At 41.8% G+C, this 13,891-nt stretch carries 14 protein-coding genes; 9 read left to right on the top strand and 5 right to left on the bottom strand.

The window, feature by feature from the left end; genetic code table 11:
• The first annotated feature begins 122 nt into the window (after positions 1-122).
• The 8 genes from napF (at position 123) to dprA (ending at position 7,470) form a co-directional block, all read left to right on the top strand.
• Entirely contained in the window at positions 123-662 is a 540-nt protein-coding gene (gene napF / locus KPF51_RS09300; RefSeq protein ID WP_005724435.1) for a ferredoxin-type protein NapF, read from the top strand.
• Complete coding sequence (locus KPF51_RS09295; RefSeq protein ID WP_005718372.1) at positions 663-938, top strand: chaperone NapD; 276 nt, start codon at positions 663-665, stop codon at positions 936-938. It abuts the gene before it with no gap.
• 40 nt (positions 939-978) lie between these two features.
• Entirely contained in the window at positions 979-3,465 is a 2,487-nt protein-coding gene (gene napA, locus KPF51_RS09290) for a nitrate reductase catalytic subunit NapA (RefSeq protein ID WP_005724436.1), read from the top strand.
• Between the two features lie 63 nt (positions 3,466-3,528).
• Positions 3,529-4,281: a ferredoxin-type protein NapG gene (gene napG, locus KPF51_RS09285; protein ID WP_005752143.1), complete on the top strand. Its 753-nt coding sequence runs from the start codon at positions 3,529-3,531 to the stop codon at positions 4,279-4,281.
• Positions 4,281-5,156, top strand: a complete 876-nt coding sequence (gene napH, locus KPF51_RS09280; protein WP_005724438.1) for a quinol dehydrogenase ferredoxin subunit NapH — start codon at positions 4,281-4,283, stop codon at positions 5,154-5,156. The genes napG and napH overlap by 1 nt, the downstream gene beginning before the upstream one ends.
• A 5-nt stretch (positions 5,157-5,161) precedes the next feature.
• Entirely contained in the window at positions 5,162-5,587 is a 426-nt protein-coding gene (locus KPF51_RS09275; protein ID WP_005718380.1) for a nitrate reductase cytochrome c-type subunit, read from the top strand.
• A 15-nt stretch (positions 5,588-5,602) separates the two neighbouring features.
• The gene (locus KPF51_RS09270; protein WP_005718382.1) at positions 5,603-6,196 is read left to right on the top strand and encodes a cytochrome c3 family protein; all 594 of its coding nucleotides are present in this window, start codon (positions 5,603-5,605) and stop codon (positions 6,194-6,196) included.
• A gap of 152 nt (positions 6,197-6,348) precedes the next feature.
• Positions 6,349-7,470: a DNA-processing protein DprA gene (gene dprA / locus KPF51_RS09265; RefSeq protein ID WP_061406344.1), complete on the top strand. Its 1,122-nt coding sequence runs from the start codon at positions 6,349-6,351 to the stop codon at positions 7,468-7,470.
• A 105-nt stretch (positions 7,471-7,575) separates the two neighbouring features.
• On the opposite strand, the gene lptD is transcribed toward dprA, so the two are convergent.
• A complete protein-coding gene (gene lptD, locus KPF51_RS09260) occupies positions 7,576-9,924 on the bottom strand; it encodes an LPS assembly protein LptD (RefSeq protein WP_061406345.1) in 2,349 nt (782 codons plus the stop codon).
• Positions 9,925-9,987: 63 nt separating this feature from the next.
• Positions 9,988-10,539: a DNA-3-methyladenine glycosylase I gene (locus KPF51_RS09255; protein ID WP_061406346.1), complete on the bottom strand. Its 552-nt coding sequence runs from the start codon at positions 10,537-10,539 to the stop codon at positions 9,988-9,990.
• Positions 10,540-10,696: 157 nt separating this feature from the next.
• Between KPF51_RS09255 and tal the strand changes: the two genes are divergently transcribed.
• Positions 10,697-11,650, top strand: coding sequence for a transaldolase (gene tal, locus KPF51_RS09250; protein ID WP_005755204.1), 954 nt, complete (start codon positions 10,697-10,699; stop codon positions 11,648-11,650).
• Between the two features lie 137 nt (positions 11,651-11,787).
• Here tal and KPF51_RS09245 read toward each other — a convergent pair whose 3' ends face one another.
• The 3 genes from KPF51_RS09245 to KPF51_RS09235 are packed head-to-tail and all read right to left on the bottom strand — an operon-like array spanning position 11,788 to position 13,847.
• Entirely contained in the window at positions 11,788-12,636 is an 849-nt protein-coding gene (locus tag KPF51_RS09245; protein WP_061406347.1) for a PIN domain-containing protein, read from the bottom strand.
• 20 nt (positions 12,637-12,656) lie between these two features.
• Positions 12,657-13,109 carry an NUDIX hydrolase gene (locus KPF51_RS09240; protein WP_005718418.1) on the bottom strand — a complete coding sequence of 151 codons (453 nt, stop codon included), beginning with the start codon at positions 13,107-13,109 and terminating at the stop codon, positions 12,657-12,659.
• 12 nt (positions 13,110-13,121) lie between these two features.
• Positions 13,122-13,847, bottom strand: a complete 726-nt coding sequence (locus KPF51_RS09235) for a pseudouridine synthase (RefSeq protein WP_061406348.1) — start codon at positions 13,845-13,847, stop codon at positions 13,122-13,124.
• Positions 13,848-13,891 lie beyond the last annotated feature (44 nt).

The raw sequence follows: 13,891 nt of genomic DNA, 5'->3' as shown, positions 1-13,891 counted from the left end.
AAATTGATCTAGCACAAGAAAAAGCGGATTTCCTGTTTAAATACTCAATTTGGGTAGTATGAATTTTGACCTCTCTCTCCATAATGGCGGATCTAAAGAAAGGCAAATTGAAGGAATCGCGCATGACTGTTGAAAACGTATCTCGTCGCCATTTTCTGCGCGGGCAGTTTTTAACTTCTTTACAGTCAGAAAAAGTCAAAATCCAAGGTTTTCAGGGGATTCGCCCTCCTTGGAGTGTTGATGAGCAGCGCTTTATCCAAGATTGTGATCGCTGTGGCGATTGTATTGCTGTCTGTGAAACACAAATTCTTATCAAAGGAGAAGGTGGTTTTCCAGAAGTGCAATTTCGTCATGGTGAATGCACCTTTTGCCATAAATGCGTGGATGTTTGTCAGCAACCGGTGTTTAGACCACTCAGTGAACTGGCTTGGACACATAAAGTTGCAATTAACAAGCAATGTTTAACATCAAAAGCTGTAGAGTGTCGAAGCTGTGAAGACAGTTGTGAAATGCGTGCGATTTATTTTAAACGCCAACTTGGCGGCATTTCACAACCCCTATTAGCGTTAGAAAACTGTAATGGCTGTGGCGCCTGTTTACGCAGTTGTCCGGTGTCAGCGATTACCTTGTCATTGGGACAACAACATCAAGTAGAAAAATAAATGACTGAACAAATCACAATGGAAAATGCGAAAAATTGGCATGTCTGTGGGCTTGTGATTCAAGGGAATCCCCAAAAATTAGAAGCAATTCAGACCGCACTTTTAGCAATACCGTATACGGAAATTCCTGCATTGGACGCGGAAACCGGTAAGCTTGTTGTGGTGATGCAATCGCACGATCAACATCTTTTACATCAACAAATGGAAGCGACACGCGATATTGACGGCGTCATTGACGTGTCCTTGGTTTACCATCAACAAGACGAAAACGAATAAAACATCACATAATTCAATATAGTGGGGGAACGCTATGAAGATGAATTTAAGTCGTCGTGACTTTATGAAAACCAATGCGGCGGTTGCAGCTGCAGCGGTCGCTGGCTTGGCTATTCCAGTTAAGAATGTGGAAGCGTCGCCAGATAAAATTATTAAATGGGATAAAGCGCCTTGCCGTTTCTGTGGTACGGGTTGTAGCGTGTTAGTGGGGACACAAAATGGACGCGTTGTTGCTTCGCAAGGAGATCCTGATGCGGATGTGAACCGTGGGTTGAACTGTATTAAAGGTTATTTCTTACCAAAAATCATGTACGGTAAAGACCGCTTAACTTCTCCGATGTTACGGATGACAAACGGTAAGTTTGATAAACACGGCGAATTTACTCCGGTGTCTTGGGATCAAGCCTTTACGATCATGGCAGAAAAATTCAAAAAAGCCTTGAAAGAAAAAGGACCAAATGGGGCCGGCATGTTCACTTCTGGACAATCTACCATTTTTGAAGGGATTGCCAAATCCAAATTGTTTAAAGCGGGACTCCGTTCAAATAATATTGACCCGAATGCGCGCCACTGTATGGCATCGGCAGCGGTTGCCTTTATGCGTACTTTTGGTATGGATGAACCAATGGGTTGTTATGATGACATCGAAAAAGCCGATGCATTTGTGTTGTGGGGATCAAATATGGCAGAAATGCACCCGATTTTGTGGTCGCGTATTTCGGATCGCCGTTTATCTCATCCAGATGTGAAAGTCGCTGTCTTATCTACCTTTGAGCACCGTTCTTTTGAATTAGCTGATTTGGGTGTCATTTTTACGCCACAATCTGATTTGGCGATCATGAACTACATTGCCAATTACCTGATTCAACATGATGCGATTGATCATGACTTTATTCAAAAACACACCAAATTCAAGCGTGGCGAAACAGATATCGGTTATGGCTTGCGTGAAACCCACGAATTAGAAAAAGCGGCGAAAAACGTGAAAACTGCGGGCAAAATGCACGACAGTGATTTCGAAGAATATAAAAAATTAGTCGCACCATACACCTTAGAAAAAGCCCATGAAATTTCAGGGGTACCGAAAGAACAACTTGAAGCACTGGCTAAGATGTATGCCGATCCAAAACTGAATATCGTGTCTTTCTGGACCATGGGTTTCAACCAACATACACGTGGTGTGTGGGCAAACCACTTAATCTATAACATTCATTTATTAACCGGCAAAATCTCTAAACCGGGGTGTGGACCGTTCTCGCTAACGGGTCAACCTTCTGCCTGTGGTACCGCACGTGAGGTCGGCACCTTTGCACACCGTTTACCCGCAGATTTGGTGGTCACTAATCCTAAACACGTTGAAAAAGCCGAGAAACTGTGGAAGTTGCCAAAAGGCGTGATTCAAACTCAAGTAGGTTATCACGCGGTAGCACAAGACCGTGCGTTAAAAGATAAGAAAATGAATGTGTTATGGCAAATGTGTACCAATAACATGCAAGGCGGTCCAAACATCAACCAAGAGCGTTTCCCGGGTTGGCGTGACGAAGAAAACTTTGTGATTGTATCTGATCCTTATCCAACGGTTTCTGCTCTTGCCGCTGACTTAATTTTACCGACAGCGATGTGGGTAGAAAAAGAAGGAGCTTATGGTAACGCAGAACGCCGTACGCAATTCTGGTATCAACAAGTTAAAGCACCGGGTGAGTCAAAATCGGACGTGTGGCAATTAGTGGAGTTTTCTAAATATTTCACTACCGATGAAATGTGGCCAGCGGAAGTACTTGCGGCGAACCCTGAATATAAAGGTAAAACCTTGTATGAAGTGTTATTCCGTAATGGTCAAGTGGATAAATTCCAAGTACCAACGGATAAACCAGGTTACATGAATGATGAAGCAGAACATTTTGGCTTCTATTTACAAAAAGGCTTGTTTGAAGAGTATGCTGTGTTTGGTCGCGGACATGGTCATGATTTAGCAGACTTTGAAACTTACCATAAAGCACGTGGCTTACGCTGGCCAGTGGTGGATGGCAAAGAAACCTTATGGCGTTATCGTGAAGGTTATGACCCTTACGTCAAAGAAGGCGAAGGGGTGGCGTTCTATGGCTATCCAGACAAAAAAGCAATTATTCTTGCCGTTCCTTATGAGCCACCAGCAGAAGCACCGAATGCGGAATATGACTTGTGGTTAACGACGGGACGGGTCTTAGAACATTGGCATACGGGTACGATGACACGCCGTGTCCCAGAGCTCCATCGCTCCTTCCCAAATAACTTGGTTTGGATGCATCCATTAGATGCGAAAAAACGTGGTTTACGTCATGGTGATAAAGTGAAGATCAGCTCACGTCGTGGCGAAATGATTTCTCACTTAGATACCCGTGGACGTAATAAAGTCCCACAAGGCTTAGTTTACACCACTTTCTTTGATGCAGGTCAGTTAGCAAACTATCTCACTTTAGATGCGACAGACCCAATTTCAAAAGAAACGGACTTCAAAAAATGTGCGGTCAAAGTGGAAAAAGCGTAACACGTTAAATTTAATGAGGAACGACCGCACTTTGCTTTCAGTAAAGTGCGGTTGGAAAGTCGAATGAAAAAACCAGTTGTGAATCCTGAACGTCGTCGATTTTTTAAAGAGGCTACGCGCACTGCAGGCGGGTTGGCAGGGGTGACTTTGCTCCTTGGTTTGCAACAAAAGCAAAGTCTTGCGCGCGAAGGCGTGGCGTTACGCCCACCTTTTGCCCTTGAGAATGAGAAAGCGTTTTCTGCTGCGTGCATTCGTTGTGGTCAGTGTGTACAAGCCTGTCCACATGAGATGTTGCATCTTGCCTCTCTGATTTCACCGATGGAAGCAGGTACACCGTATTTCATTGCGCGCGATAAGCCCTGTGAAATGTGCGTGGATATTCCTTGTGCAAAAGCCTGCCCAACCGGTGCATTGGATAATCAAGCAACAGAAATCGATAATGCACGTATGGGGTTAGCTGTCCTGCTAGATCATGAAACTTGTCTGAACTGGCAAGGTTTACGCTGTGATGTGTGTTATCGCGTCTGTCCACTGATTAATAAAGCGATTACGTTAGTGATGCATCGTAATGAGCGTACGGGTAAGCACGCCGTCTTTATCCCAACAGTGCATTCCGAAGCCTGTACAGGATGTGGCAAATGTGAAGAAGCTTGCGTTCTAGAAGAAGCGGCAATCAAAGTGTTACCGATGGCATTAGCGAAAGGCATGTTAGGTAAACATTACCGTTTAGGTTGGGAAGAGAAAGAAAAAGCCGGGCATTCCCTTGCGCCAGAAGGCATTATTTCTCTCCCGACTCGGTTACCGGAGAGCTTGTAATGGCAAATTCACCAAAATATGCGGGTAAAGAAGCACGAGAAAAGTTAGGCTGGTGGTACGCCAATCGCTTTTTGTTCTGGCGACGTTTAACCCAGCTGAGTATTCTTGCCATGTTTTTAAGCGGACCTTATTTGGGGGTATGGATCTTGAAAGGCAATTACAGTAGTAGTCTTTTGCTTGATTTGATCCCGATGACGGATCCTTTGATTATGGCAGAAAGTCTCGCGACCGGTTTTATGCCTACCATGACCGCGTTGTTGGGTGCCCTGATTGTGGTGGTGCTTTATGCCATTTTAGGGAGTCGCGTTTTCTGTGCTTGGGTTTGTCCGTTAAACATCGTGACAGATGCGTCCGCTTGGCTCAGACGTAAATTAGAAATTCGTCAATCGGCAAAACTCCCACGAAGTTTACGCTATGCGATCTTAGTGATGATTTTGTTAGGCAGTGCGCTAAGCGGGTTATTACTTTGGGAATGGCTCAATCCGGTTGCAGCACTAGGTCGTGCGTTAATTTACGGTTTCGGTGCGACAGTTTGGCTTGTTCTTGCGGTGTTTTTATTTGATTTATTTATTGTCGAGCATGGTTGGTGTGGGCATTTATGCCCAATAGGTGCAGCCTATGGTGTGATTGGTGCGAAAGGTCTTTTTCGTATCAAAGTTGAGCATCGCCAACAATGTGATAATTGCATGGATTGCTATAACGTCTGTCCAGAACCACAAGTGTTACGCGATCCATTACATGCAAAAAAGAGTGAAAGCCCACTTGTGCTTTCAAAAGATTGTATCAGCTGTGGACGTTGTATCGACGTTTGCCCTGAAAAAGTATTTATTTTTACAACACGATTTAATCATTCAGTTAATCATTCGGGGGAGTGATCAAAATGAAAAAAACAATGCTAATTTTGACCGCACTTTTTGCCTTCACGGTCAATGCCAATGAAGTCAAAGTGGGCAAAAGTTTACAAGATTCACCTGAAAATATCGCGCCAGCCTTCCACAATACACCAAAAGAAAGTGGCTTGGCGCCGTTAAACTATGTGAACCAACCACCGATGGTGCCACACGCGACGAAAAACTATCAGGTGACGAAAAATATCAACCAATGTTTAACTTGTCATAGCCCAGAAGCCTCACGTGTTACTGGTGCAACACGCATCAGTCCAACCCACTTTATGGATCGTGATGGTAACATTGTCGGAGGCACCTCACCTCGCCGTTACTTCTGTTTACAATGCCATGTCTCTCAATCTGATGTTGAGCCGATTATTCAAAATGAATTTAAACCGATGGCTGGTTTTGGTAAATAAGTTAAGGACGGAACTATGTTGAACTTAATTAAACGCTTTTGGAAATGGTTTCGCTCGCCCAGTCGTATTGCCGTTGGTACCTTGATTACCCTTGCTTTTATTGCAGGTATTGTCTCTTGGGTTGGGTTTAATTATGGCTTAGAGCAAACCAATACAGAGGAATTCTGTGTTAGTTGTCACAGTAATGATGTGTATCCAGAATATTTACATACGGCGCATTATTTAAATCGCAGTGGGGTAAAAGCCACTTGTCCTGATTGCCATGTACCGCACGAATTTATTCCAAAAATGATCCGTAAAGTCCAAGCCAGTCGAGAAGTGTATGCGCATCTTATGGGTTATACGGATACCATTGATAAATTTAACTCCCGTCGTTTGCATATGGCAGAACGTGAATGGGCACGATTAAAAGCCAATAACTCGCAGGAATGCCGTAACTGCCATAACTTTGAGAATATGGATTTTAGTCAGCAAAAAACAGTGGCGGAAAAAATGCATGCACTTGCTATAAAAGAAGAAAAAACCTGTATTGACTGTCACAAAGGGATTGCGCACCAATTACCGGATATGAGCGGTGTTGAGTCGGGTTTTAGTACGGAACAAAAATAACACTTTTCTTGTTCTCCCACAGGAAATCTGCATCGTATTCAGGTGCAGATTTTTTTATTTTTACGATCATCCTCACAACCTTTTCGCTGATAAGTAGGATACAACGCCAGCTACACGCTATCTTGCTGCTTTTTGTGTTGTTGTGAGGGATTATGTCATCTTATCTGCCTCTTTTATTACGTTTGTTACAAATTCCGCGTTTGGGTTCGCTGGCGATCCAGCGTTTATTGGAGCACGTCAGTCCAGCGGAATTAATGGAATATGATACAAAAGCCTTTCAACAGATAGGCTGGACGACACAGCAGATTCAGCGTTGGTTTACGCCTGAGAACCGTTATATTGATCCCACGTTAGCCTGGGTAAACGAACAACAACATATTGTGGATTGGTTTGATCCTCATTATCCTCCCTTGTTAAAGCAAACAGAAGGGGCTCCACTTGTCTTGTTTGTGAAAGGGGAAGTGGCTACGCTATCTGCACAGCAAGTGGCGATCGTGGGCAGTCGTCATTGTTCACGTTATGGGGAATACTGGGCAAACTATTTCGCCACCCAACTGGCTTATGCCGATATTGTGGTGACCAGTGGTTTAGCGTTAGGTATTGATGGTTTCTCACATCAAGCGGTGGTGGATATCCACGGGAAGACGATTGCAGTATTAGGCAGTGGTTTAGAGGTCATTTATCCGAAAAAACACCGAGGTTTAGCCGAAAAAATTATTGAACATCAAGGTGCGTTAGTGTCTGAATTTTTACCTTTCCAACCCCCTGTGGCAGAAAATTTTCCACGTCGTAATCGCATTATTAGTGGTTTATCTTTGGGGACATTAGTCATTGAAGCCTCAGAACACAGTGGTTCTTTAATTACTGCCCGCTATGCTTTAGAGCAAAATCGAGATGTTTTTGCGTTACCGGGGCAGATTCAGCATGGATTTAGCCAAGGTTGTCATAAACTGATTAAACAGGGGGCAATATTAGTCGAAAGTATTCAGGATATTTTAGAACATCTCTCGCCTTATTCGCATTGTGCCATGCCAGCGTTGCCTCGTACGGAGAACGCCTTTTCTCAACAGGTAACAGACACATCAACCATCAATACTGCGCGGATAACGCCAGAACATCCGGAATTATATGCCAAAATTGGCTATATGCCCGTCAGTATTGATGTATTAGCCCAACAAGTCAATCTACCTATTGATACTTTATTAGTACAGCTTTTAACCTTGGAATTGCAAGACTTGATTGTTGCTGAAAATGGATTATATCAGCGTAAATAACGGAAAGAGTAACCACAAATGAGAAAGGACTGTGTTGAAACGGCTATCAACATCAGTCCTTGCAGTATATTATCTCATATGACACGAGACGGCAGTTTCATGAGATTAATAGAGACTAAACGCTTGTAAATACGGTAGTTTGCCTCGTTGTAGCATTTTCTCAATATTGCCTTTGTGATCATCACGACCTAAGCCTCGTAGCTCAATATTGATACCAATACTTTTGTCATAAAAAATTTGATTCGCCGTTTGGTTTTCTTTGCTGGTCACACTACGTCGGGCACCAACATTAATCGCCCAACAGCAAGTGCTGTATTCTAGTCCCAAATATTGCTCAACAGGCTTTCTCAACGCAAGATCTTGATAATGACGTGCTACCACCGCCCATTGATCCGTGAGCGCCCATGCCACAGTTAGACCAAGCTGTTTTATGTCTTGTCCGTAGCGGTTTGCCGCTGAGGTGAGGTTTTGGTCAATATATTGTTGACTTGCATAACGGTAACTTAATTGAATAATATTATTTCCCGTTGGGTTATATTCTAGAGTAAAGTTGCCCAATGAGGACTTATTTAGGCGTGTATCATATTGATAGCTGCCTTGCCAACGCCATTGATCATTGATTTTCCAGTTGGAGGCAAGTGACCAAGAGGAGGAGCGCCCATAGGTGCTGTTTTCTTTACTGTTATCAATGCGCGAGTCTTGCAAATAGTAAATTTGCCCCGCAGAGAAATTAAAGCGTTCATTGCCTTTTTTATCATAAATACGCGTGGTACCACCTACCGTGAATTGATTGGCGGAGGCGATGCGGTCTAATCCACTGTAACGACGATCACGGAATAAGCCGAAATAGTCTTGCTGTAAGAGAGAAGAGTCATAACCAAAACCTAAGTAGGCATTATTTAATTTTGAACCAATATTGCTTTGGTCTTTGTAAGGGCGATATAAATATTGCACATGAGGTTCTAAAGTTTGTGTGTAACCTTCAATAAACGTTTGCTGGCTAGCCAAAACTGTTTGTAAGTCCACTTTGACTTGTGGCAAGACACGATTGATTTTTCGTTCTACTTGTTCTGCTTCTGCCGCACGCCCTTGCGTTTGTTGGTAGTGGGTTGCATAGAGTTTCGTTTCAATGTTTAAACTACCATAACGATTCGATAGCGGTAAATTGATGCTCGGTTCAGCATGAAAACGCCATGCTTTTGGCATTAATGGACTTTTATTATCAAAGTGAACTGCTTGTGAAAAGAGTTTGAAATTCAAAGGGCTATCGAACAGGGCATTTTGGTAATAGTTGAAATCGACTTGCGGCAGAGCGCGGTATGGACCAATATCCACTTCGTTGAAAATTTGGAATTGTTTAGCCGAAATCGCAATATTGTAATGCGGTTGGTAATAGGCAACACGGAATTTTTGATCCGCATAGCCGTCGGTGCTTGAGCCATAAGCTGAATCAAAGTCTGAAAAATAACGTTGATCGCTAACACGGGTATAATCCAAATTTAAACGCCAATTTTGTAAGAAACTGGAATGATGTGTCCAATAAAATAAGTGGCGAGAACGATCGCGATTGCGGTAATCGGTTAGTCGATCTTGCTTTAAATATTCGCCTGCAATTTTTCCTTCCCCGATTGGGCTTAAATAGCGGAATTCACCATTAAGTTGCCAACCACGTTTTGACATATATTTTGGGGTCATGGTGGCATCAAGGTTTGGGGCAATATTCCAATAAAACGGTTGCTCATAGAAATAACCGTCACGATTTGACGTCCCAAAATTTGGTAATAATAAACCTGAACGACGGCGATCCCCAATCGGTAGCTGTAAATAAGGGGTATAAAAAATCGGTACACCATGCACTTTAAAACGTGCATGCCACATTTCCGCGTATTCTTCTTGAATATGTTGTCGCATTTCTTTCGCTTCAATTGACCATGCATTATCTTGTGGTAAGCAAGATGTAAACACCGCATTTGTCATGAGACGATAATCTTCGCGTAGCGCAATGGATTCTGCTTTGCCTCGTCCTTGACGATCGACTAGTTGGTAATCTGCGTTTTTGATATCAGTGTTTTTCGTATTGAGCTGCACTTGCGCTTCTTCACCTTTTAGCTGGATTTGATGATCTTGATACTCAAATCCTCCGCGGACATGCGCTAAACGCTGTAATCCATTGGGCTGTTTTTGTTGACTGATGTCTGCACGTTGGGCACGGAATTGGCGGTTACCTTGTTGAATTTCTACATTGCCTTCATAGCTGGCACTAACAGATTGGTTTAATCTTGCCTGATCAGCTTCGATGTAAACAGGCAAGTCATTTGGATTACCCGTGACCAATTCGCCCGTAAAATGTGGGACACCAGCTAAACATTGTGATTTCAAGTCAGCTAAACTGGATACACTATAAAGGGTACTCAAGATAGCGATAGAAAGGCGTGTGTAAGAATTCTTTTTCATCGGATAAACCATACATAATCAAAAATTAGCCTGATTATACTGGAAAATCAGGGGAAAGGCATATTATTTACAGCAACAATCATTCAGGTGATCATTGACCAATCCCATCGACTGCATAAAGGCATAACAAGTGGTTTCTCCAACAAAAACAAAGCCCCGTTTTTTCAACGCGTTAGACATAGCAATGGAAGTTGGTGTTTTCGTGGGGACGCTTGCTAAGTTAGGGACGTCATTGAACTGGGGTTGGTGATTGACAAACGACCAAATAAAATAGCTAAAATTCTCACCGCACTTTTGCATGGCTAAATACGCTTTGGCGTTAGTAATAATCGCTTCAAGTTTTTTGCGATGACGAATGAGTCCTTGATCCTGCATTAACTTATCCACATCAAGTGCGGTCATCTTCGCGATTTTTTCTGGGTTAAATTGATGAAAAGCGTGGCGGTAATTCTCACGTTTTTTTAAGACTGTCAGCCAAGATAAGCCAGCTTGCTGCCCTTCTAGGCAGATTTTTTCAAATAATTTGAGACTATCATATTCTGGCTTGCCCCATTCGTGATCGTGATAATCACGATAAATTGTGCTATTACCTACCCAACTGCAACGTGTTTTCATGTGTTTCTCCTTTGTCAGTACGCTCTCTTTTTTCTGTCTTTTCAAGCAAGCGTTTGCTTAGCAACAGTGCAAGAAAAGATCATTCCATTTTCCTTTTGATATGCTATTGTATATAAGTTCACAACGAAGACATTGTAATTCAAAATAGAGGGAAATTATGACAACACAACTTGATTCTCTACGTAATATGACGGTGGTGGTTGCTGATACTGGTGACATTGAAGCCATCAAAAAATACCAACCTGAAGATGCAACAACGAACCCATCTTTAATTCTCAGCGCGTCTGCCTTGCCACAATATGCCTCATTAATTGATGAAGCCATTGCTTATGCCAAATCAAAAAGCAACTGTTCAAAACAACAATTAATTGATGCAGAAGATAAATTAGCCGTTAACATCGGCTTGGAAATCTTGAAAATTGTGCCGGGACGCATTTCAACAGAAGTGGATGCTCGTCTTTCTTATGATACACAAGCAACAATCGAAAAAGCGAAAAAATTAATCGCACTTTATAACGAAGCTGGTATCTCAAACGATCGTATCTTGATCAAAATTGCTTCAACTTGGCAAGGGATTCGTGCGGCAGAAGAATTAGAAAAACAAGGTATTAACTGTAACTTAACCCTTTTATTCTCTGAAGCGCAAGCGCGTGCTTGTGCGGAAGCCGGGGTTTACTTAATTTCGCCATTTGTGGGTCGAATTCTTGACTGGTACAAAGCCAACAGCGATAAAAAAGACTATGCGCCGGCAGAAGATCCGGGTGTGATTTCCGTGACTAAAATCTATAACTATTACAAACAACACGGCTATAACACGATCGTCATGGGCGCAAGTTTCCGTAATGTCGGTGAAATTACCGAATTAGCCGGCTGTGACCGCTTAACCATTGCACCAGCCTTGTTGAAAGAGTTACAAGAAAACAACGCACCACTTGCGCGTAAATTAAGCTACACGGGCGAAGTGAAAGCAAAACCACAACCATTAACTGAAGCAGAATTCTATTGGCAACACAATAGCGATGCAATGGCAGTGGAAAAACTGGCTGATGGTATCCGTAAATTTGCGGCAGACCAAGAAAAATTAGAAGCGATGTTATTAGCAAAATTCTAATTTTACGTTGCACAAATAGAAAAAGTGCGGTCAATTTTGACCGCATTTTTTATCGTATCGAATTGATTCGATACGATATGTTACTTTTGTATGATATTTCCGATTGAAAAAGACGAATATTGTTATTCATCGATGGCTTATTTTTTATAAACTAACTTAGGATTATCGGTATTATCCTGATAGGTAATCATGTCATTTGTTTTAAGCAAATCGAGAATTTCATTTATTTTAGCGGTATTTCCCCGAAGATTTAATTTCGACGCGATTTCATTTTTTAAACTGGATAATGTTTGTGGTCTTTTCAGTTTTTCTCTTTTTAGTAAGAACGCGGCGTATTGCGTATAAAGTTTTTCTGAACCTGCTATGCCATAAGTTATCTTTGTTTTGTTAATGACGATAAGTTTTTTTATTGATAATTGTTCTATGATTTGAGGCACAATGATGTTGATTGTCGTTTGTGGTAGTTTTTGTACACTTGTTTGGGAGCAAATATGTTTAAAGAGTTTCTCGACTGTTGTTGGAAGGTTTCGAATCGCTGTTCTTAACATAAATGCTTGATATTCATTTGTATATTTTTCAATCTCTTGTTCAGTTTTCTCAGACTTGTTTTCTGTTACTGTTGGTACATTTTTTTCTGTATTATTCAAGGTAATAGAGATAAGTTTACATTTTCTCGCACACTTTTGGTTTTGAATATAATCACAAATTCCTTGGTAACCTTTATCTTTAGAAATAACCTCGAAGCCAATTTGTTTATCAACCTCTTGGTCCACTTTCCCTAAGAAATAAGCAAGATGAAAATCAAGGTTATTTTTAGCAATATTTTTTATTGTAATCAGGTTAATATTCAGCAAATCATTAAACTTCTCAGATAAACTAATGTACTGCTGCTGTGCACCAAGGAATAAGTATATTTTCTCGTACTCTTTTAAATTGATATTATCTAACGAATGGATATTTTCATAATCAATAAACGCATATTTCATTTAAGATCATCCTTGAGTGATTAAAAAGCCTTCAATAATTGTACAGAAATAAACTCGCCTTTTAAATAATCTTTCACGGATTCAATTACTAACGGACTACGCTCACATTGCCCCGCTTGTTGAATGTAGTCATAAAATTCCTCTAAGCTCAGCCATAAGCCACGAGTGATGTCAGGATCCTGGGGCTGAATTGGGAGCCAATCGTCCAGTTCGACGGCAAAGGTAAAACGAAGAAAATCAGTTTTACTGCGAGGGGCGTGCCATTGATAGATTTTAATCAAACTTTGCATATCCGCGTGGATACCCGTTTCTTCAAAGAGCTCACGTTTTGCCCCTTCAAGCAAGCTCTCGTCCGCTTCTAAATGTCCGGCGGGTTGATTTAAGGTCAGTTTGCCGTGTTCCAGTTCTTCTACAAATAAAAATTTGCCTTTGCAATGCACCACACAGGCAAGGGTTACGTTGGGTTTATGCATAGCCTGTCCTTATTATTTTTTTAACTTTAATTGTTGATAAAGTGCGGTCAATTCTACTTCAGAAAGTTGGCGATATTGCCCTTGTTCAAGATTGGCTAAATTAAACAATGCCATTTGATAACGAATTAAACGCAAAGTAGGAAAGCCAATATGTGCCGTCATGCGGCGCACTTGGCGGTTACGCCCTTCATGTATTTTAATTTCCAACCAACTGGTCGGAATCTGCTTGCGTTCACGGATCGGTGGATTGCGTTGCCACAACCAGTTTGGCTCAGGCACTAAGCGCACTTTGGCGGGTAATGTTTTACCATCGTTTAAGATCACGCCTTGACGCAGTTGTGCTAAATCCGTCTCTTGCGGAATGCCTTCCACTTGGGCGAAATAAGTTTTTTCTGTGTTGAATTTGGGTTCTGCCAAACGATGTTGGATTTCGCCGTTATTGGTCAGTAACACTAAGCCTTCACTATCGCGATCTAAACGCCCAGCGGGATAGACATGAGGAATCGGGATAAACGCTTTTAAGGTGGCACGTCCTTCCTCATCGCTAAATTGTGTCAATACATCATAAGGCTTGTTAAACAAAATGACTTGGGTTTCGGCAAAATTCACCGTTTTTTTCTGACGAAAGGATAAAGGACGCTTTTTCGGTTTAATTTCTGCTGCTTTTCTTTTATTCACGGATCGTAGTGACGAAGGACGTGGTTTCGTTTTTTGGTTAAATTTGGTGTTTGGTTTCATATGTTAAAGGTGGTCAGTTGAAAATGGGATCTAGATCGAAAAAT

Origin of the sequence: Pasteurella sp. XG20 (assembly GCF_018968665.1) — a bacterium.
GTDB classification, from domain to species: domain Bacteria; phylum Pseudomonadota; class Gammaproteobacteria; order Enterobacterales; family Pasteurellaceae; genus Pasteurella; species Pasteurella multocida.
This window is presented reverse-complemented; position numbering and strand designations above follow the sequence as displayed.

Excerpts from the sequence above, each read along its gene's own strand:
- KPF51_RS09295 (WP_005718372.1), top strand. The coding sequence starts at position 663 with ATGACTGAACAAATCACAATGGAAAATGCGAAAAATTGGCATGTCTGT.
- tal (WP_005755204.1), top strand. The coding sequence starts at position 10,697 with ATGACAACACAACTTGATTCTCTACGTAATATGACGGTGGTGGTTGCT.
- KPF51_RS09235 (WP_061406348.1), bottom strand. The coding sequence starts at position 13,847 with ATGAAACCAAACACCAAATTTAACCAAAAAACGAAACCACGTCCTTCG.
- KPF51_RS09245 (WP_061406347.1), bottom strand. The coding sequence starts at position 12,636 with ATGAAATATGCGTTTATTGATTATGAAAATATCCATTCGTTAGATAAT.
- napG (WP_005752143.1), top strand. The coding sequence starts at position 3,529 with ATGAAAAAACCAGTTGTGAATCCTGAACGTCGTCGATTTTTTAAAGAG.
- lptD (WP_061406345.1), bottom strand. The coding sequence starts at position 9,924 with ATGAAAAAGAATTCTTACACACGCCTTTCTATCGCTATCTTGAGTACC.
- napA (WP_005724436.1), top strand. The coding sequence starts at position 979 with ATGAATTTAAGTCGTCGTGACTTTATGAAAACCAATGCGGCGGTTGCA.
- dprA (WP_061406344.1), top strand. The coding sequence starts at position 6,349 with ATGTCATCTTATCTGCCTCTTTTATTACGTTTGTTACAAATTCCGCGT.
- napF (WP_005724435.1), top strand. The coding sequence starts at position 123 with ATGACTGTTGAAAACGTATCTCGTCGCCATTTTCTGCGCGGGCAGTTT.
- KPF51_RS09240 (WP_005718418.1), bottom strand. The coding sequence starts at position 13,109 with ATGCATAAACCCAACGTAACCCTTGCCTGTGTGGTGCATTGCAAAGGC.
- napH (WP_005724438.1), top strand. The coding sequence starts at position 4,281 with ATGGCAAATTCACCAAAATATGCGGGTAAAGAAGCACGAGAAAAGTTA.
- KPF51_RS09270 (WP_005718382.1), top strand. The coding sequence starts at position 5,603 with ATGTTGAACTTAATTAAACGCTTTTGGAAATGGTTTCGCTCGCCCAGT.
- KPF51_RS09275 (WP_005718380.1), top strand. The coding sequence starts at position 5,162 with ATGAAAAAAACAATGCTAATTTTGACCGCACTTTTTGCCTTCACGGTC.
- KPF51_RS09255 (WP_061406346.1), bottom strand. The coding sequence starts at position 10,539 with ATGAAAACACGTTGCAGTTGGGTAGGTAATAGCACAATTTATCGTGAT.